The sequence below is a fragment of the Streptomyces sp. WI03-4A genome, from assembly GCF_033792105.1.
Lineage (GTDB): Bacteria > Actinomycetota > Actinomycetes > Streptomycetales > Streptomycetaceae > Streptomyces > Streptomyces collinus_A.
Genome location: NZ_JARAUO010000037.1, coordinates 49,599 through 67,488, shown reverse-complemented (window position 1 = coordinate 67,488; position 17,890 = coordinate 49,599). Strand labels below are relative to the sequence as shown.

Below are 17,890 nucleotides of genomic sequence, written 5' to 3'. Positions count from 1 at the left end.
TGCGCATGCGCAAAGTGAGACTCAGGGTGTACGGCATCGCGTTCATCGCCGTGCTCGCGCTGCTGCTGTCGCTCGCGGTGGCCGTCTACCGGCAGGCGTTCACGTCCGTCGTACCGATCACCCTGGAGGCCGACACCATCGGCAACCAGCTCGATCCGCGCGCCGACGTCAAGCTGCGCGGGCTGCTGGTCGGCGAGGTGCGCGAGGTGCACGCGGACGGCACGAAGGCCACGCTCGACATCGCGCTCAAGCCCGAGTACGTCGCGTCCATCCCCTCGGACGTGCACGCGCGGCTGCTGCCCAAGACGCTGTTCGGCGAGAAGTACGTCGACCTGGTGCCGCCGGCCCGTTCCACGGCTCGGTCCATCCGCGCCGGGGACGTCATCACCCAGGACCGTACGAAGGTCGGCATCGAGCTCCAGCAGCTGATGAACGACCTGCTGCCGCTGCTGCGGACCGTACGGCCCGGTGATCTGAACGCCACGCTCTCGGCGTTCGCCACCGCGCTGGACGGCCGCGGCGACCGGATCGGCGACAACCTGACCCGGGTCGACGGCTATCTGCGCCGCCTCAACCCGCATATGCCGTCGATGAAGGAGGACATCTCGCGCTTCGCCGACGTCGCCGAGGTCTACGGTGATGCCGCGCCCGACCTGATGCGGATCCTGCGCAACACGGTCACCACCAGCCGCACGATCGTCGAGAAGAAGGACCAGCTGGCCGCCGGGCTCCGCGCGACCGCTACGGTCGCGGGCACGGCGGACGACTTCCTCGCCGAGAACGGCGACCGGCTGATCACCCTGGGCCGGGTCTCCCGCCCCACGCTGGAGCTCTTCGCCCGCTACTCCCCCGAGTACCCGTGTCTGTTCCAGGGCCTGGTCCGGCAGGAGAAGGCCTCGGAGAACGCCTTCCGGGGCGGCGAGATGCGGATCACCCTCGAAGTCGTCCGGCCGCAGGGGGCGTACCGGCCCGGTGAGGAGCCGGTCTACGGCGAGCGGTCGGGCCCGAACTGCCGCGGCCTGCCGCATCCGCCGGTGCCCGGGCCGAAAGCCCATCTCAACGACGGTACGTCGGCCGGAAGTCCGGGCGGCGCGCTCCCCGGAGGTGTCAACGTGTCCGCCACCGAGGCCGAGCAACGGGCCGTCGGCTCGCTCGTGGCCCCCGTCATGGGCGTCCCCGCCGACAAGGTCCCGCCCGTCGCGACCCTGCTGTTCGGGCCGCTCGCGCGCGGAACGGCGGTGAGTGTCGCATGAGCCGGACAGGAGCCCGGCAGACCGCCGCCCCGCTGATCAAGTTCAGCCTCTTCGCGCTGGTCACGATCGCGGCGACGGCGCTGCTCGCCGCCACCATCGTCAACATCTCCTTCACCCCGAAGGAGACCTACCACGCGGTGTTCACCGACGTGACCGGGCTGGAGACCGGCGACGACATCCGGGTGGCCGGAGTGCGGGTCGGGGAGGTCGAGGACATCCGGATCAAGGACCGGACCCTGGCCGAGGTCGCCTTCACCGTCACCGCGGACCGGCCGCTGCTCGCGGGCACCCACGCGGTCGTCCGCTACCGCAACCTGGTCGGGCAGCGGTACATCGCACTGACCGCGGGCACCGGTGACGGCACCACCCGGCTCCGGCCCGGCGGCACCCTCCCGCTGTCCCGGACCCAGCCGGCGCTGGACCTCAACGCCCTGCTGAACGGCTTCAAGCCGCTGTTCGCCGCGCTCAGCCCGAGCGATGTCAACCAGCTCGCCACCGAGATCATCAAGACCCTCCAGGGCGAGGGCGGCACGGTGAACAGTCTGCTCGCGCACACGGCCTCCCTCACCACCACCCTCGCCGACCGCGACCAGCTGATCGGCTCGGTGATCAAGAACCTCAACACCGTCCTGGAGACGCTCGACGAGCGCGGCTCCCGCTTCTCCGGGCTGCTCACGCAGCTGCGCCGGGTGATCTCGGGGCTGTCCGCCGACCGCAAGCCCATCGGGCAGTCCCTGGTGAGCATCGGCGACCTCACGGACGTCACGGCGGGGCTGCTGAAGGACGCGCGGCCGCCGCTGAAGGACGACATCGCCGGGCTGGGCGATCTCACCGGAAACCTGGACAAGAACGAGAAGACCGTGGAGGGCGTCCTGAAGCGGCTGCCGAACAAGCTCAACAAGCTGACCGGGACGGCGTCCTACGGCTCGTGGTTCAACTTCTACCTCTGCGACTTCGACGGCCGGATCGTGCTGCCGAAGACGAAGCAGGTGATCGCCCCGGAGCTGCACGTGGCACGGGCGAGGTGTGACGGATGAGGATGCGCGTCACGCGGCGCACGGTGCGCCGCCCCGAACCGCTCGTGAAGGTACGGGTCCTGCCGCCGAAGCTGCCGAAGCTCCCCCGGCTGCCCAGGCGCACGACCCGCCCCGAACCGCTCGTGAAGGTACGGGTCCTGCCGCCGAGGCTGCCCAGGCTCCGGCTGAAGCGACCACGCCTGAAGCCCTTCCGTGAGCGCAATCCGGTCGTCGTCGGCGCCGTCGGCCTCACCGTCCTCGCGCTGCTCGCGGTCGCCGCCTTCAACGCCGACAGCCTGCCGTTGATCGGCGGCGGCGACACGTACAGCGCGGCCTTCTCGGAGGCCGGCGGACTCAAGCCGGGCGACGAGGTACGGATCGCCGGGGTCAAGGTCGGCAAGGTCGAGGACGTCGACCTGGCCGGCGACCACGTCAAGGTCACCTTCAAGGTGAAGGGCGAGCCGGCGCTCGGCACCGACACGGGCGCGTCGATCCGGGTCAAGACGATCCTCGGAGCGAAGTACCTGGCCCTGTACCCGAAGGGGACGGGCCGGTTGAAGCCGGGCAGCGAGATCCCGCTCCGCCGGACGGTGTCGGCATACGACGTCGTCCAGGCCTTCAGCGACCTGACGACCACCAGCGAAAAGGTCGACACGGACCGGCTCGCGAGGGCGCTGGACACGATCTCCACCACCTTCCAGGACTCCCCTGCGGAGGTGCGGGCCTCGATCAAGGGACTGTCGCGGATCTCCCGGACGGTCGCCTCCCGTGACAAGGCGTTGCGCGGACTCCTCGCCCACGCGAACGGAGTCACCGAGGTGCTGGCCGGCCACACGAAGGACTTCTCCGCGCTGGTGAAGGACGGCGACGCACTGTTCAAGGAGATCGACAAGCGGCGCACGGCGATCCACAAACTGCTCAAGAGCTCCGCACTGCTGGGCATCGAGCTCTCCGGCCTGGTCGACGACAACAGCAAGGAGATCGGGCCCGCCTTGAAGAACCTCGACACCTTCGTGAACATGCTCGAGCGCAACCAGGCGAGCCTCGACCGCAGCGTCCAATTGCTCGCCCCCTACGTGCGGCTGTTCACCAACACCCTCGGCAACGGCCGCTGGTTCGACTCCTACGTCCAGAACCTGGTCGCCGCCCCGGTCACGCCACGGACGGGAGGCACCCGATGACCCGCAGACTCCTGGCCCTGTTCACCGCGCTCGCGGTCGTCGCCGGCCTCGCCGTCGTCCTGTGGCCGGGCCCGGACCCCGTCCGCGTCACGGCGTACTTCCCGCGCACCGTTGGCATCTACCCCGGCTCCGACGTCCGCGTCCTCGGCGTCCGCATCGGTGAGGTCAGGAAGATCACACCGGAGGGCGACCGGGTACGCGTGGAGCTGGAGTACGACCAGGGCCGCAAGGTCCCCGCGAACGCGCAGGCCGCCATCGTCAACTCCTCGGTGGTCAGCGACCGTTACCTGCAGCTGCTGCCGGTGTATCACAAGGGCGCGGTGCTGCGGGACGGTGACGTCATCCCCGAGTCCCGTACGGCCGTCCCCGTCGAACTGGACCGGATCTTCGACAGCCTGCACACCACCGCCGAGGCGCTCGGCCCGAACGGCGCCAACAAGAAGGGCTCCCTGTCCCGGCTGCTCGCGGTGAACGCGGACAACCTCCGGGGACAGGGCAAGAACCTCAACCAGACGGTCGAGGACCTCTCCCAGGCGGTCACAACGCTGTCCGACGGGCGCGGCGACCTGTTCGGGACCGTGCGGAACCTTCAGGTGTTCACGGCCGCGCTGGCGGCGGACGACAAGAGCGTGCGGTCGTTCAACTCCAGCCTCGCCGACGTGGCCGGGCAACTCGCCGGGGAGCGCAAGGATCTCGCGAACGCGCTGAAGTACCTGGCCGCCGCCCTCGGTGACGTGTCCGGCTTCGTGAAGGGCAACAAGAAGGCGCTGACCTCGGACGTCAAGGGCCTGGCCAAGGTCACCAAGGTCCTCGTCACCCAACGGGCCGCACTGGAGGAGCTGTTGAACGTCGCCCCCACGGGTCTGTCGAACCTGCAGAACGCCTACAACCCCGCCGCCGGCACCCTCGACACCCGCAACAACGCGCAGAACCCGCAGGACCCGGCGTCCCTGCTCTGCTCGCTCCTGAAGACGACCGGCGACGAGGGCGGCAAGAACCCCGACTGCACGGACCTGAAGAAGCTCTTCGACTCCCTGCCCAAGGTGTCGGCGGCCCCGGCGGCGACGGGCACCGTCGACAAGACCCTCGGCGGAATCCTGGGGGCACCGGCATGAGCGTGCTGCGCAAGGGCCGGGTGGCCGCCTGGACGGCGGTCGGCTCGCTGCTGCTGACCGGCTGCGAGTTCAACGGCTGGTACGACGTCCCGCTCCCCGGCGGCGCCGCCTCGGACGGCCACGCCTACCACGTCACCGTCGAGTTCCGGGACGTACTCGACCTGGTGCCGCAGTCGGCGGTGAAGGTGAACAACGTCACCGTGGGCACGGTCGAGAAGGTGGAACTGGACGGCTGGCACGCGCGGGTGCGGCTGCGCATCGCCGACTCGGTGAAGCTGCCCGGCAACGCGGTCGCCGACCTGAGGCAGACCAGCATGCTCGGCGAGAAGTACGTGGCGCTGTCCGCGCCGGCCCGCACGGCACCTGTCGGACGGCTCCGCGACGGCGACCGCATCCCGCTCTCCCGCAGCGGCCGCAACCCGGAGGTGGAGGAGGTGTTGTCGGCCCTGTCCGCGCTGCTCAACGGCGGCGGGGTGGCCCAGCTGAAGACGATCACCGTCGAGCTGAACAAGGCCCTCACCGGCCGTGAGGACCGGGTCAGGTCCCTGCTGAAGCAGCTCGACACGTTCCTCGGCGGCCTCGACGACCAGCGGGCGGAGATCGTACGCGCGCTCAAGGGCGTCGACCGACTGGCCGGACGGCTGAAGAGGGAGAAGAAGACGATCGCCCTGGCCGTCGACACCATGCCGCCCGCCCTGAAGGCCCTCGCCGACCAGCGCCGGGACCTGACAAAGATGCTCACCGCCCTGTCCAGGCTCGGCACCACCGGCACCAGGGTGGTGAACGCCTCCCGGGACGACACCGTCGCCAACCTCAAGAAGCTGCAGCCCATCCTGCAGCAGCTGAACAAGGCGGGCGACGACCTGCCCAACTCCCTCGAGCTGCTGACCACCTACCCGTTCCCGCGCAACGTGACGGACGCCGTCAAGGGCGACTACGTCAACCTGAGGATCACCGCCGACCTCGATCTGGCGGACCTCTACGGCAACGTCGCCGACAAGCCGGGCAAGGGCAGGACGACCCCGGCGCCCGGGACCCCGCATCTTCCCGGCCTCCCCACTCCCACCCCCCTTCCGTCCACCCCGTCCCTGCCGGACACGCCGCACGCGCCCTCCGTGCCCGCCGTGCCCTCCGTGCCCGCCGTGCCTTCGAAGCCCTCCGACGGCAGCACCCTGCTGTGTCCGCCGGTGTGCACCGCGGCCTACGCCACCGCGGACGGCTCGCGTCGCCTCCCACCCGGGATCGACCTCGGCCTCGCCGAGCTGATGCTGAAGGGGATACTGCCGTGATCACACGTACGGTCAGGGCCCAGCTGCTCGCCTTCGCGACCGTCACCGCCCTCGGCGTGTCGTACGTCGGTGCCCGGTACACGGGCCTGGTGGACGATGTCCTCGCCCACGGTTACACCGTGCGCGCCGACTTCGCCGAGTCCGGGGGCATCTTCCCCGGCGCCGAGGTCACCTACCGGGGTGTGCCGGTGGGCCGGGTGGGCGATCTGCGGCTGAACGGCTCCGGGGTCTCGGTGGCCCTGAAGATCGAGGACGGTGCCCCGGACATCCCGGCCGACACGCTGGCGGTGATCGCCGACCGTTCGGCGGTGGGCGAGCAGTACGTAGACCTCCAGCCGCGGCGGTCGGGCGGCCCCTATCTCGTCGACGGCAGCCCCATCCCGCGCAGCCGTACCCGGACCCCGCTGCCGGTCACCGACCTGGTGCTCAGCCTCGACCGGCTGGTCAACTCGGTCGGCAAGGACGATCTGCGCACCACCGTCGACGAGCTGGGCAAGGCCTTCGCCGGCACCGGTCCGAACCTGGGCCGCCTGGTGGACTCCGGCAACGCGCTGGTGGAGTCGGCCTCCGAGTCGCTCCCGCAGACGGTCTCGCTGATAGAGGACTCACGGAAGGTGCTCAAGACACAGGCCGACGAGGGCTCGGCCATCAAGTCGTTCTCCCACGATCTGGCGGACCTCAGTGAACAGATGAAGTCGAGCGACGGGGATCTGCGCCGGCTGATCGGCAACACCGTGCCCGCCGCCGAGGAGTTCGACTCCCTGCTGAAGTCCACGCGGCCGAACGTGCCGGTCCTGCTGACCAACCTCATCAGCGGCGGACAGATCACCGTGGCCCGGCTGCCCGGCGTCGAGCAGTCCCTGGTCACGCTCCCGCTCACGGTGGCGGGCAGCTACACGGTCATCCCCGGCGACGGCACCACGCACTTCGGGATGACCGTGAACGCCGACGACCCGCCCGCCTGCACCCGGGGCTACGGCACCCAGCGGCGCGACCCCGCCGACACCGGCACCCGCCCGGCGAACACCGCCGCGCACTGCGCGGCACCGCGCGGGGGCAAGACCTCGGTGCGCGGCGCGCAGAACGCCCCCGGCGCAACGACCGGTTCGGCCGGCGCCGATCAGGCCGCGTTCGTGGCCCCGTACGACCCGGAGACCGGCACTGCGATCGGCCCGGACGGAACGTCCGTCGAGATCGGCTCGACGGGCGGCGAACAGACCGTGTTCGGAAAGGAATCGTGGCAATGGCTGCTCGTGGGACCGATGGCATGAGAGGGGTGCGCATGGGACCCCTGTCGGTGGGACTCGTCGCCGCGACCGTACTGATGACCGTGCTGTCCGTCTGGCTGGGCCTGAAACTGTCCGACCAGCGCGGAGCGGAGCAGCGCCGTCAGGACGTCCTGGCGGCGGCGCGCCAGTCGGCGCTGAACTTCACCTCGCTCGACTACCGGCACTACGACCGGGACAGCGGCAACGTGCTGAAGGGCGCCACCGGCGGCTTCAAGAAGCAGTTCGCCGCGCAGACGGAGCAGTTGACGAAGCTCGTCGCCCAGAACAAGTCGGTGTCCGAGGGGCAGGTCCTGGAAGCGGGCATCGTGCGGTCCGACGAGCACTCGGCCCGGGTCCTGGTCGTGGCCGACAGCAAGGTGACCAACACCGCCGCGCCCGGGGGCGAGGCGCGCACCTACCGGCTCCAGCTCGACCTCGTGCGCGTGGGCGGCCGCTGGCTGACGTCCGACGTCGCGTTCGTGGGCTGAACCACCGGTGAGGCCATCAATGAGGAGAGACACCGTGGCGAACCCGACCACCCGAACCCGCGGCACCGCCTCCCCGGCCCGCCGCACCATGACCGCGGCCGCCCGCGCGGCGGCCAAGCGCGCCGGGCGGCCTGAGCGCCCCGAGCGCGACGCCCGTGCCGCCGGTCCGGCAGAGGAGACACCGTCCGGGCGCACGCTGCTCATCGAGCCGCCGGCGGACGGCTGGGAGGACCCGCCGGAGCCCGCGCCGTTCGAGGAGGAGCCCGAGGAGAGCGCGCCCCGGCGCCGGATCGGGCGGCACGTGCTCACCGCGGTGCTGGGCGCCGTACTCGTGGCGGCCCTGGTCGTGGCCGCCGTACTCGGGTGGCAGTACCGGGAGGGGCGGCAGGCGGAGCGGGCGCGCGGCGAGGCCCTCGCGTCCGCGCGGAAGGCGGCGCCGGTCGTGCTGTCGTACGACTACCGGCACCTGGAACGGGACTTCACCCGGGCCCGGGCCCTGCTGACCGGCCACTTCCGCGACCAGTACGGCAAGACCACGAAGACGGTGGTCGCGCCGACCGCGAAGAAGTACCACGGCGTGGTGAAGGCGACCGTGGCCACGCCCGCCGACGGCGGCGCCCCGGCGGTCTCCGTCGTGTCGGCCGCACCGGACAGGGCCGTCGTCCTGCTCTTCGTCAACCAGATCACCGAGAGCACCCGGGTCTCCGGGCCCCGGCTGGACCTGAACCGGGTGCGGATGACGCTCACGCGCACCTCCGACGGCTGGAAGGTGAGCGGCGTCGACGCCCTCTGAGCCAGGCCTTGGTCAGTGCCCTCGCGCAATAGGCGCGGGGGCACTTTTTCGTGGGCTCTCTTGACAGTTCTCCCCCCTCACGGGCAATCTTCCAGTAAGCAGAAATGAACTTCCGCATTATGGAATACAGGAAGGGAGCGCCGCCCCCGTGGGATTTGCGGACCAGCGCTTCAACGTCAACCTGTCGATCCTCTTCACGGAACTCCCGCTCCTGGAGCGCCCCGCGGCCGCCGCCGCGGCGGGCTTCACCGCGGTCGAGCTGTGGTGGCCCTGGGTCGACTCCCCCACCCCCGAGCAGGCGGAGCTCGACGCCCTGAGGAAGGCGATCGAGGACGCCGGCGTCCGGCTCACGGGGCTGAACTTCTACGCCGGGCGGCTGCCGGGCCCCGACCGCGGCGCCCTGTCGGTGCCGGGCGCGGAGTCGGAGCGGTTCCGCGCCAACATCGACGTCGCGGCGGAGTTCGCCCGGTCGCTCGGCTGCACCGCGCTCAACGCGCTGTACGGCAACCGCGTCGAGGGCGTGGACCCGGCGGAGCAGGACGCGCTCGCCCTGGAGAACCTGGTCCTCGCGGCCCGGGCGGCCGACCGGATCGGCGCGATCCTGCTGATCGAGGCGCTGAACCGGCCCGAGTCGCCGCTCTACCCGCTGGTGTCGGCACCGGCCGCGATCGAGGTCGTCGACCAGGTCAACGCGGCGACCGGCCTCGGCAACGCGAAGTTCCTCATGGACCTCTACCACCTGTCCATGAACGGCGAGGACCTGCCGCAGGTGATCGAGCGGTACGCGGCGCGGACGGGCCACGTCCAGATCGCCGACAACCCCGGCCGCGGCGCCCCGGGCACCGGTTCGCTGCCCCTGGAGGACCTCCTCGACCAGCTCAAGAAGGCGGGTTACGACGGCTGGGTCGGCCTCGAGTACAAGCCGGGCGAGCGCCCGAGCGCCGAGGCCTTCGACTGGCTGCCCCGCTGACCCCCGTACCGAAAGGCACCCCATCATCATGAGCAGCACGCTTCCCACGATCGCCTGGATCGGCCTCGGCATCATGGGTTCCCCCATGTCGGAGAACCTGATCAAGGCGGGCTACACCGTCACCGGCTTCACGCTGGAGCAGGACAAGCTGGACCGCCTGTCGGCCGCCGGCGGCACCGCGGCCGGCTCGATCGCCGAGGCCGTGCGGGACGCGGACGTCGTCATCACCATGGTCCCGGCCTCCCCGCAGGTCGAGGCCATCTGCTACGGCCCCGACGGCATCCTGGAGAACGCCAGGGCCGGCGCCCTGCTGATCGACATGTCCTCGATCACCCCGCAGACCTCGATCGACCTCGCGAAGGCCGCCCGGGACAAGGGCATCCGGGTGCTGGACGCCCCGGTGTCCGGCGGTGAGGCCGGCGCCGTCGAGGCCGTGCTGTCCATCATGGTCGGCGGCGAGCAGGACGACTTCGACCGGGCGAAGCCGATCTTCGACGCCCTCGGCAGGACGATCGTGCTGTGCGGTCCGCACGGCTCCGGCCAGACCGTGAAGGCGGCCAACCAGCTCATCGTGGCCGTCAACATCCAGGCGTGCGCCGAGGCCGTGGTCTTCCTGGAGAAGTCGGGCGTGGACCTGAAGGCCGCGCTGGACGTCCTCAACGGCGGTCTCGCGGGCTCGACCGTGCTCACGCGCAAGAAGGACAACTTCCTCGACCGCGACTTCAAGCCCGGCTTCCGCATCGACCTGCACCACAAGGACATGGGCATCGTCACCGACGCCGCCCGCACCGTCGGCGCCGCCCTGCCGGTCGGCGCCGTGGTCGCCCAGCTCGTGGCGTCGCTGCGCGCGCAGGGCGACGGCGGCCTCGACCACTCGGCCCTGCTGCGGGCCGTGGAGCGGCTGTCCGGCGCCCGGGTCTGAGCCCCTCCCCGAGACTTCCGGGCCGCGGCGCCGCCGACACCTGTCCTGTCGCGCCCAGGCGGCGCCGCGGCCCGGAATCACCTCCCGCGAACCACGGATTCGGTTCAACAAACTGTTGACGCCCGGATCGCCCCACTTCTAGGCTCCACGAAGCGGAAACAGGTTTCCGCTGACACCCGCACGGAAGGTCCACGATGTCGAAGCGCGTGCTCACCACCGAGTCCGGCGCCCCGGTCGCCGACAACCAGAACTCCGCCTCCGCCGGCGTCGGCGGTCCGCTCCTGCTCCAGGACCAGCACCTGCTGGAGAAGCTCGCGCGCTTCAACCGCGAGCGGATCCCGGAGCGTGTGGTGCACGCCCGCGGCTCCGGCGCGTACGGCCACTTCGAGGTGACGGACGACGTCACCGGCTTCACCCACGCCGACTTCCTGAACCGGGTGGGCAAGCGCACCGAGGTCTTCCTGCGCTTCTCCACGGTCGCCGACTCCCTCGGCGGCGCGGACGCGGTCCGCGACCCGCGCGGCTTCGCGGTGAAGTTCTACACCGAGGAGGGCAACTACGACCTCGTCGGCAACAACACCCCGGTGTTCTTCATCAAGGACCCGATCAAGTTCCCCGACTTCATCCACTCGCAGAAGCGCGACCCGTTCACCGGCCGCCAGGAGCCGGACAACGTCTGGGACTTCTGGGCCCACTCCCCCGAGGCCACGCACCAGGTCACCTGGCTGATGGGCGACCGCGGCATCCCGGCGTCGTACCGCCACATGAACGGCTACGGCTCGCACACCTACCAGTGGACGAACGCCGAGGGCGAGGCCTTCTTCGTCAAGTACCACTTCAAGACGAACCAGGGAATCCGCTCCCTGAGCAGCGAGCAGGCCGCCGAGCTCGCGGGCAAGGACCCCAACTCCCACCAGACGGACCTGCTGCAGGCCATCGAGCGCGGCGTGCACCCGTCCTGGACCCTGTACGTGCAGCTCATGCCGGCGGCCGAGGCGGCGGACTACCGCTTCAACCCGTTCGACCTGACGAAGGTGTGGTCGCACCGGGACTACCCGCTCCAGCGGGTCGGCCGGCTGGTGCTCGACCGCAACCCGGACAACGTGTTCGCCGAGGTCGAGCAGGCCGCCTTCGCCCCGAACAACTTCGTCCCCGGCATCGGACCGTCCCCGGACAAGATGCTCCAGGGACGCCTGTTCGCCTACGCGGACGCCCACCGCTACCGCCTCGGCGTCAACCACACCCTGCTGGCGGTCAACGCGCCGAAGGCGACGACCGCGCAGAACTACGGCCGTGACGGCCTGATGGCGGTCAACTCCCAGGGCCGGTACGCCAAGAACTACGAGCCGAACTCCTACGACGGCCCGGTGGAGACCGGCCGCCCGCTGTCCGCCCCGTTGGCGGTGACGGGCCACACCGGCACCCACGAGGCCCCGCTGCACACCAAGGACGACCCCTTCGTCCAGGCGGGCGACCTGTACCGCCTGATGTCCGAGGAGGAGCGGCAGCGCCTGGTCGCGAACATCGCCGGCGGCCTCTCGCAGGTCTCCCGCGACGACGTGATCGAGAAGAACCTGGCCCACTTCCACGCCGCCGACCCGGAGTACGGGCGGCGCGTGGAGGAGGCGGTCCGCGCCCTGCGCGAGGACTGACCCACGGACCGCGTCCGGGACCCGACGGGGAGGTCCGGCCCCGGACGTGAACGACCCGCCGCCGAGCGATCCGGATGAGGGGTGATCGCCGGCACAGCGGGCAGGGCGAGGACCGCGGCGGTGCGCGAGCCAGTGCGGTGGTGAAGGAACCGGGTCCCCTTCTCGACCAGAGGGAAGGGTCCCCGGCTCCGTCGCCTCCGCCGCGGTCCCCAGCCACGACCTCGGCAGAGGTCCCTCCCGGCTCCGTCCGGCGGCGCGAACGTCCTGTCGCGCCCAGCCTCGCGCCGTCGGACGGCCATCACACCCCACCACGAGAGCGCCCCCGGTCCCGGGGGCGCTCTCGTGCCGTCCGGCCCCGGCGTGCGCCGGGGCCGTATCCGCAGCACGCTGAATCCATGGGACATCCGACGCAGCACCCGCACATCGTGGTCCACTCCCCGGCCCTCGACGGCTCCCGGCGGGTCACCGAGGGGGAGGTCACCCTGGGACTCGCCTCCCACCTGGACGACGTCGTGGAGATCCTGCGCCTGGCCGACCTGGACCGGATCGAGGTCGAGGAGAGCGACCTCATCGAGTGGCAGGGCGGCGGGCCGGACGACTGGCCCGGGCTGTCGGAGCACGAGGGGTGACCAGGCCGGGTACGGCAGCGGCCGTACCCGGCCTACGGCATCCTCAAATCAAGCTCTGAACACGCCCGTACAGGCTTGGACCGCCACCCTCCGTGGGCACATCACGGGTACGCGGGGCCCGCCGGCACGGGGGCGGCGGACCCCGCACGGGGGTGTGTCATGGGTGGTACGACAAGGGTCCCCGCCGAGCCGCACGCGCTGGCCCTGCTGCGCGGCGGCCCCCGGGCCGCGGTGGTGGCGACCGTGCTGGACCTGCATCTGCGCGGCACCGTGCGGGCGGGGCGGCCCGGCATCATGCGCACCTCGGGACGGCCCTCCGGGACACCGCTGCCGGCGCTCGCGAAAGCGGTGCACGCGAGCCTCTACCGCCCGGCGGGCCTGCGCCAGTTGCTGGACCGGCGCGCGGTGCGCGAGGCGCTCGGCGCGCTGCGCGACGAGCTCGTGGGGGCGGGTCTGCTGCGGCGCTTCCCGCCCGGCCGCACCCGCGCCGGCCGGCGGGCCCTGCGGGACCTGCGCGCCCGGCACCCGCTGCCCGCCGCCCCGGACGGCCTGTCCGCCGGGGACCGGGTCCTGCTGGTGGCCCTGCACGGCGACCGGGCGCTGACCCTGCTCGCGCCCCACTTCGCCCGCGAGGCGGGCCTGACCGGCCGCGGCGGGACGACGGAGCGCGAGCTGCGCACGTCGTGGGAGCGCGGGGGCGGCGGGGGCGGCTTCACCTGCGGGACGGTGTGAGGGTGCGGGCGGCCGGCGCACCGGAGCGACGGGGGACGGAGGCGCGAAGAAGGGGCGGCCCCTCCCCCCTCGGGAAGGGCCGCCCCTCGTGTGTGCCGGCCGGGCCGGGTCAGACCTTCAGCGGCTTGAGCGACGTCGGCGCGTGCCCGGGCTCGGTGGCCAGGTCCTCGAACTCGGAGATGTCGCTGATGTCCATGGTGCGGCTCATGGAGATGTTGGTGATCCGTTCCAGGATCGCCTCGACGACGACCGGCACCCGGTACTCGGCGGCCAGCTTCTTGGCCTGCTCGAACGCGGCGCCGAGCTGGTCGGGGTCGGTGACCCGGATCGCCTTGCAGCCCAGACCCTCGGCGACCTTGACGTGGTCGACGCCGTAGACGCCGATCTCGGGCGTGTTGACGTTCTCGAATTCCAGGTTGACCTGGAAGTTGATGTCCAGGCCGATCTGCGCCTGGCGGATCAGGCCCAGGTAGGCGTTGTTCACCAGCACGTGGACGTAGGGGATCCGGTGCTGGGCGGCGACCGCCAGTTCCTCGATCATGAACTGGAAGTCGTAGTCGCCGGAGAGCGCGACGACCGGGGAGCCAGGGTCGGCCTTGGCGACGCCGATCGCGGCCGGGACGGTCCAGCCGAGCGGGCCGGCCTGGCCGCAGTTGATCCAGTGGCGCGGCTTGTAGACGTGCAGCATCTGCGCGCCGGCGATCTGGGAGAGGCCGATGGTGGTGACGTACCGGGTGTCCGGGCCGAAGGCCTTGTTCATCTCCTCGTACACGCGCTGCGGCTTCATCGGCACGTCGTCGAAGTGCGTGCGGCGCAGCAGGGTGGCCTTGCGCTCCTGGGTGGAGGCGACCCAGCCGGCGCGGTCGGGCAGCCGCCCCTCGGCCTTGAGCTCCCGGGCGACCTCGATGAACAGCTCCAGCGCGGCCCTGGCGTCGGAGACGACCCCGTAGTCCGGCGGGAAGATCCTGCCGATCTGGGTGGGCTCGATGTCGACGTGGACGAACTTCCGGTCGCCGCGGTAGACGTCGAGCTTGTAGCCGGTGTGGCGGTTGGCCCAGCGGTTGCCGATGCCGAGGACGCAGTCCGACTCCAGGAAGTTGGCGTTGCCGTAGCGGTGCGAGGTCTGGACGCCGACCATGCCGGCGTTCAGCTCGTGGTCGTCGGGCAGCGCGCCCCAGCCCATCAGGGTCGGGATCACCGGGGTCTGCGTCAGCTCGGCGAACTCGACGAGCAGGTCGCAGGCGTCGGCGCCGATGACGCCGCCGCCGGCGACGATGACCGGGCGCTCGGCGGCCAGCAGGAAGGAGATCGCCTTCTCGATCTGGGCGCGGGTGGCGGCCGGCCGGTAGACCGGGAGCGGCTCGTACGTCTCCGGGTCGAACTCGATCTCGGTCTGCTGGACGTCGATCGGCAGGTCGATCAGGACCGGGCCGGGACGGCCGGAGCGCATCAGGTGGAAGGCCTGCTGGAAGACACCGGGGACCTGCGCGGCCTCCAGGACGGTGACCGCCATCTTGGTCACCGGCTTGGCGATCGAGGCGATGTCGACGGCCTGGAAGTCCTCCTTGTGGATCACGTGGGTGGGCGCCTGGCCCGTGATGCACAGGATCGGGATCGAGTCGCCGATGGCCGAGTAGAGGCCGGTGATCATGTCGGTGCCGGCCGGGCCCGAGGTGCCGATGCAGACGCCGATGTTGCCCGGCGTGGTCCGGGTGTACCCCTCGGCCATGTGCGAGGCGCCCTCGACGTGGCGGGCGAGGGTGTGGTGGATGCCGCCACCCTCCTTGAGCGCCTTGTAGAACGGGTTGATCGCCGCGCCCGGCACCCCGAAGGCGTCCGTGACGCCCTCGCGCTTGAGGATCTCAACTGCCGCGCGGGCAGCGGTCATACGAGCCATCGAGTACTCCTGCTTCGGCTTCTCGGATGCGTACTCCCGGCGCGCCCCGCGGTGAGCACTTCCGCATTATGGAAAACAACTTCTACTATCTGGAAGCAATTTAAGGGGGCGCGCGCATGCCGTCAAGAGCCGGCCGGACCGCGCAAGCGGCGGACAGGAGGCGGGCGGCGGGAGGACGATGGGGACCGCCGTCCCCACGCGACGCCCGGGAGGGGCCATGCCCGAGAGCGTGCCGGTGCGCTGTCCGGTCTGCCGGCGCGCGCACGTCTGCACCGCGCCGTCCTATCCGTGCGCGTGCGGCGCGCCGACCGCCGTGCGGCTGGACGGCGCCGCCGGACCGGCCGTCCTGGCGCACCGCGCCTGGGACGAGGAGTGGGTCACGGTGCGGTGCGGCGCGCCGACCGCCGTGCGGCTGGACGGCGCCGCCGGACCGGCCGTCCTGGCGCACCGCGCCTGGGACGAGGAGTGGGTCACGGTGCGCTGCGCCGCCTGCGGTCGCGGCAACCAGTGGCCGCACCCCGAACTGGGCTGCCCGTGCGGCACGGTCCTGCGCCTCGCGGTGAGCGACGCGCCCCCGGCGGCCCTCCCCGGCCCGGAGCCCGCCGCTCCCCCTCCGGCTCCGGCTCTCCCCCCGGCTCCCGCTCCCCCGCCGGCTCCGGCGCCCGCGTCCACCCCCGCTCCCGCGCGCCGGGGTCCCTTCCGGCCGGTCACCATCCGTACCGCCCGCGACGCCGTCACGGCCACGGCGCTCTACCTGCGCTGGCTCGGCTACCGGGGCATCCGGCGCGCCGACCAGCGGCCCCCGTCCGGCATCGGACTGGCCGCGCACGGCCTCGTCGCCCAGGTGGACCCGGCGATGCGCCCCGCCGCCCCACGGGACGTGGAGTGCCTGTGGCTGAACGCCATGACGGAGTCGGCGGCCTGCGCCTACTTCACGCTCGCCGGATACGACGAGGACGCCCGCGCGTGTGCCGACACGCTGGGCGTCCCCTTGTTCGTCCTCGACCTCACCGGCACCCCCGCCCCGGTGAACGGCCCGGGCCGCGCCCTGGCCGAGGCGGGCGCGGCCTGACCGGGCCTCAGGAGCCGTACGCCTCCCGCAGCTCGATCTTGCGCACCTTCCCGGACACCGTCATCGGGAAGGCGTCGAGGAGCCGCAGGGCGCTCGGGATCTTGTAGTGCGCGAGCCTGCCCTCGCAGAAGGCGCGCAGCTCCTCCAGGGTCAGGGGCTCGGCCCCGTCGCGCGGGATCACACAGGCGAGGACCTCCTCGCCGTACGTCTCGTGCGGCACCCCGACGACCTGGACGTCCCGGATCTTGGGGTGGGCGTAGAGGAACTCCTCGATCTCGCGCGGGTAGATGTTCTCGCCGCCCCGGATGATCATGTCCTTGATCCGGCCGACGATCTCCACGTACCCGTCGTCCCGCATCACGGCGAGATCGCCGGTGTGCATCCAGCGGCCCGCGTCCACGGCCTCGGCGGTCTTCTCCGGCTCGTTCCAGTAGCCGAGCATCACGCTGTAGCCGCGGGTGCACAGCTCCCCCGCCGTGCCGCGCGGCCGGGTGACCCCGGTGGCCGGGTCGACGACCTTGACCTCCAGGTGCGGCAGCACCCGGCCGACCGTGCCGGTGCGGTGCTCCAGATCGTCGTCCATGCGGGTCTGCAGCGAGACCGGGGAGGTCTCCGTCATGCCGTAGCATATGGAGACCTCCTCCATGTGCATCTCGGCGACGACCCGCTTCATCACCTCCACCGGGCAGGGCGAGCCGGCCATGATCCCGGTGCGCAGCGTGGAGAGGTCGTAGCCGTCGAAGCCGGGGAGGTTCAGCTCCGCGATGAACATGGTGGGGACGCCGTACAGGGAGGTGCACCGCTCCCGCTGCACCGCCTCCAGGGTGGCCTTCGGCTCGAAGGACGGCGCCGGGATCACCATGCAGGCGCCGTGCGAGGTGGCGGCCAGGTTCCCCATGACCATGCCGAAGCAGTGGTAGAAGGGCACCGGGATGCAGATCCGGTCCCGCTCCGTGTAGCCGACCGTCTCTCCGACGAAGAAGCCGTTGTTGAGGATGTTGTGGTGGGAGAGGGTGGCGCCCTTGGGGAAGCCGGTCGTGCCCGAGGTGTACTGGATGTTGATGGGGTCGTCGCAGGACAACGACGCCTCGCGGGCCTTGAGTTCGTCCCGCCGGTCCTCCGTGCCGCGCGCGGTGAACACGTCCCAGCCCGGGTCCCCGATGTACACGGTCTCCGTCAGCCGCGGGCACCGGCCGCGGACCGCCTCGACCATCGCCCGGTAGTCGCTGGACTTGTGGCTGAGCGAGGCGAACAGCAGGGAGATCCCGGCCTGGTTGAGGACGAACTCCACCTCGTGGGTGCGGTACGCCGGGTTGATGTTGACCATGATGGCGCCCACCCGCGCGGTGGCGTACTGCACGAGCACCCACTCGGCGCAGTTGACCGCCCAGATGCCCACCCGGTCGCCCTTGGCGATCCCGCTCGCGAGCAGGGCGCGGGCCAGCCGGTCGACGTCGGCGGCGAACTCCGCGTAGGTCCAGCGCCGGCCGGTGGCGACCTCGACCAGGGCCTCGCGGCCGGGCCAGGCGGCCACCGCCCGGTCGAGGTCGGCGCCGATGGTGTCGCCGAGCAGGGCGGTGCCGCCCGTGCCGTGCGTGTACGACGACAACGGG

At 71.5% G+C, this 17,890-nt stretch carries 16 protein-coding genes; 14 read left to right on the top strand and 2 right to left on the bottom strand.

What is annotated here, in order from left to right:
- Positions 1-5: 5 nt before the first annotated feature.
- The 13 genes from PV343_RS29995 to PV343_RS29935 all read left to right on the top strand — a co-directional run bounded on the left by PV343_RS29995 (position 6) and on the right by PV343_RS29935 (position 13,308).
- The gene (locus PV343_RS29995) at positions 6-1,253 is read left to right on the top strand and encodes an MCE family protein (RefSeq protein WP_319150171.1); all 1,248 of its coding nucleotides are present in this window, start codon (positions 6-8) and stop codon (positions 1,251-1,253) included.
- Positions 1,250-2,290 carry an MCE family protein gene (locus PV343_RS29990; RefSeq protein WP_319150170.1) on the top strand — a complete coding sequence of 347 codons (1,041 nt, stop codon included), beginning with the start codon at positions 1,250-1,252 and terminating at the stop codon, positions 2,288-2,290. The genes PV343_RS29995 and PV343_RS29990 overlap by 4 nt, the downstream gene beginning before the upstream one ends.
- On the top strand, positions 2,287-3,450 hold the full coding sequence (locus PV343_RS29985) for an MCE family protein (RefSeq protein ID WP_401696706.1): 1,164 nt from the start codon (positions 2,287-2,289) through the stop codon (positions 3,448-3,450). The genes PV343_RS29990 and PV343_RS29985 overlap by 4 nt, the downstream gene beginning before the upstream one ends.
- Positions 3,447-4,565: an MCE family protein gene (locus PV343_RS29980; RefSeq protein WP_319150169.1), complete on the top strand. Its 1,119-nt coding sequence runs from the start codon at positions 3,447-3,449 to the stop codon at positions 4,563-4,565. Before PV343_RS29985 ends, PV343_RS29980 begins: the two co-directional genes overlap by 4 nt.
- Positions 4,562-5,854 carry an MCE family protein gene (locus tag PV343_RS29975; RefSeq protein ID WP_319150168.1) on the top strand — a complete coding sequence of 431 codons (1,293 nt, stop codon included), beginning with the start codon at positions 4,562-4,564 and terminating at the stop codon, positions 5,852-5,854. The genes PV343_RS29980 and PV343_RS29975 overlap by 4 nt, the downstream gene beginning before the upstream one ends.
- Entirely contained in the window at positions 5,851-7,125 is a 1,275-nt protein-coding gene (locus tag PV343_RS29970; protein WP_319150167.1) for an MlaD family protein, read from the top strand. Before PV343_RS29975 ends, PV343_RS29970 begins: the two co-directional genes overlap by 4 nt.
- 11 nt (positions 7,126-7,136) lie before the next feature.
- Positions 7,137-7,610 (top strand): hypothetical protein, encoded by a 474-nt coding sequence (locus PV343_RS29965; RefSeq protein WP_319150166.1) that lies wholly within the window; start codon positions 7,137-7,139, stop codon positions 7,608-7,610.
- Positions 7,611-7,644: 34 nt separating this feature from the next.
- Positions 7,645-8,403, top strand: a complete 759-nt coding sequence (locus PV343_RS29960; RefSeq protein ID WP_319150165.1) for a hypothetical protein — start codon at positions 7,645-7,647, stop codon at positions 8,401-8,403.
- A 148-nt stretch (positions 8,404-8,551) separates the two neighbouring features.
- A complete protein-coding gene (locus PV343_RS29955) occupies positions 8,552-9,373 on the top strand; it encodes a TIM barrel protein (RefSeq protein ID WP_319150164.1) in 822 nt (273 codons plus the stop codon).
- Positions 9,374-9,401: 28 nt separating this feature from the next.
- Positions 9,402-10,295 (top strand): 2-hydroxy-3-oxopropionate reductase, encoded by an 894-nt coding sequence (locus PV343_RS29950; protein ID WP_319150163.1) that lies wholly within the window; start codon positions 9,402-9,404, stop codon positions 10,293-10,295.
- Positions 10,296-10,489: 194 nt separating this feature from the next.
- Positions 10,490-11,947: a catalase gene (locus tag PV343_RS29945; protein ID WP_319150162.1), complete on the top strand. Its 1,458-nt coding sequence runs from the start codon at positions 10,490-10,492 to the stop codon at positions 11,945-11,947.
- A gap of 395 nt (positions 11,948-12,342) precedes the next feature.
- Complete coding sequence (locus PV343_RS29940; protein WP_319150161.1) at positions 12,343-12,576, top strand: hypothetical protein; 234 nt, start codon at positions 12,343-12,345, stop codon at positions 12,574-12,576.
- Positions 12,577-12,735: 159 nt separating this feature from the next.
- Positions 12,736-13,308 (top strand): TIGR04222 domain-containing membrane protein, encoded by a 573-nt coding sequence (locus PV343_RS29935; protein ID WP_319150160.1) that lies wholly within the window; start codon positions 12,736-12,738, stop codon positions 13,306-13,308.
- A gap of 109 nt (positions 13,309-13,417) precedes the next feature.
- Here the strand turns inward: PV343_RS29935 and gcl are convergent, their stop codons facing one another.
- The gene (gene gcl / locus PV343_RS29930; protein ID WP_319150159.1) at positions 13,418-15,205 is read right to left on the bottom strand and encodes a glyoxylate carboligase; all 1,788 of its coding nucleotides are present in this window, start codon (positions 15,203-15,205) and stop codon (positions 13,418-13,420) included.
- Between the two features lie 217 nt (positions 15,206-15,422).
- Here gcl and PV343_RS29925 point away from each other — a divergent pair, with 217 nt between their 5' ends.
- The gene (locus tag PV343_RS29925; RefSeq protein ID WP_319150158.1) at positions 15,423-16,277 is read left to right on the top strand and encodes a hypothetical protein; all 855 of its coding nucleotides are present in this window, start codon (positions 15,423-15,425) and stop codon (positions 16,275-16,277) included.
- Positions 16,278-16,284: 7 nt separating this feature from the next.
- Here PV343_RS29925 and PV343_RS29920 read toward each other — a convergent pair whose 3' ends face one another.
- Complete coding sequence (locus PV343_RS29920; protein ID WP_415923524.1) at positions 16,285-17,886, bottom strand: AMP-binding protein; 1,602 nt, start codon at positions 17,884-17,886, stop codon at positions 16,285-16,287.
- Positions 17,887-17,890: the final 4 nt, after the last annotated feature.

Excerpts from the sequence above, each read along its gene's own strand:
- PV343_RS29985 (WP_401696706.1), top strand. The coding sequence starts at position 2,287 with ATGAGGATGCGCGTCACGCGGCGCACGGTGCGCCGCCCCGAACCGCTC.
- PV343_RS29925 (WP_319150158.1), top strand. The coding sequence starts at position 15,423 with ATGCCCGAGAGCGTGCCGGTGCGCTGTCCGGTCTGCCGGCGCGCGCAC.
- PV343_RS29935 (WP_319150160.1), top strand. The coding sequence starts at position 12,736 with ATGGGTGGTACGACAAGGGTCCCCGCCGAGCCGCACGCGCTGGCCCTG.
- gcl (WP_319150159.1), bottom strand. The coding sequence starts at position 15,205 with ATGGCTCGTATGACCGCTGCCCGCGCGGCAGTTGAGATCCTCAAGCGC.
- PV343_RS29995 (WP_319150171.1), top strand. The coding sequence starts at position 6 with ATGCGCAAAGTGAGACTCAGGGTGTACGGCATCGCGTTCATCGCCGTG.
- PV343_RS29945 (WP_319150162.1), top strand. The coding sequence starts at position 10,490 with ATGTCGAAGCGCGTGCTCACCACCGAGTCCGGCGCCCCGGTCGCCGAC.
- PV343_RS29965 (WP_319150166.1), top strand. The coding sequence starts at position 7,137 with ATGGGACCCCTGTCGGTGGGACTCGTCGCCGCGACCGTACTGATGACC.
- PV343_RS29975 (WP_319150168.1), top strand. The coding sequence starts at position 4,562 with ATGAGCGTGCTGCGCAAGGGCCGGGTGGCCGCCTGGACGGCGGTCGGC.
- PV343_RS29980 (WP_319150169.1), top strand. The coding sequence starts at position 3,447 with ATGACCCGCAGACTCCTGGCCCTGTTCACCGCGCTCGCGGTCGTCGCC.
- PV343_RS29990 (WP_319150170.1), top strand. The coding sequence starts at position 1,250 with ATGAGCCGGACAGGAGCCCGGCAGACCGCCGCCCCGCTGATCAAGTTC.
- PV343_RS29940 (WP_319150161.1), top strand. The coding sequence starts at position 12,343 with ATGGGACATCCGACGCAGCACCCGCACATCGTGGTCCACTCCCCGGCC.
- PV343_RS29950 (WP_319150163.1), top strand. The coding sequence starts at position 9,402 with ATGAGCAGCACGCTTCCCACGATCGCCTGGATCGGCCTCGGCATCATG.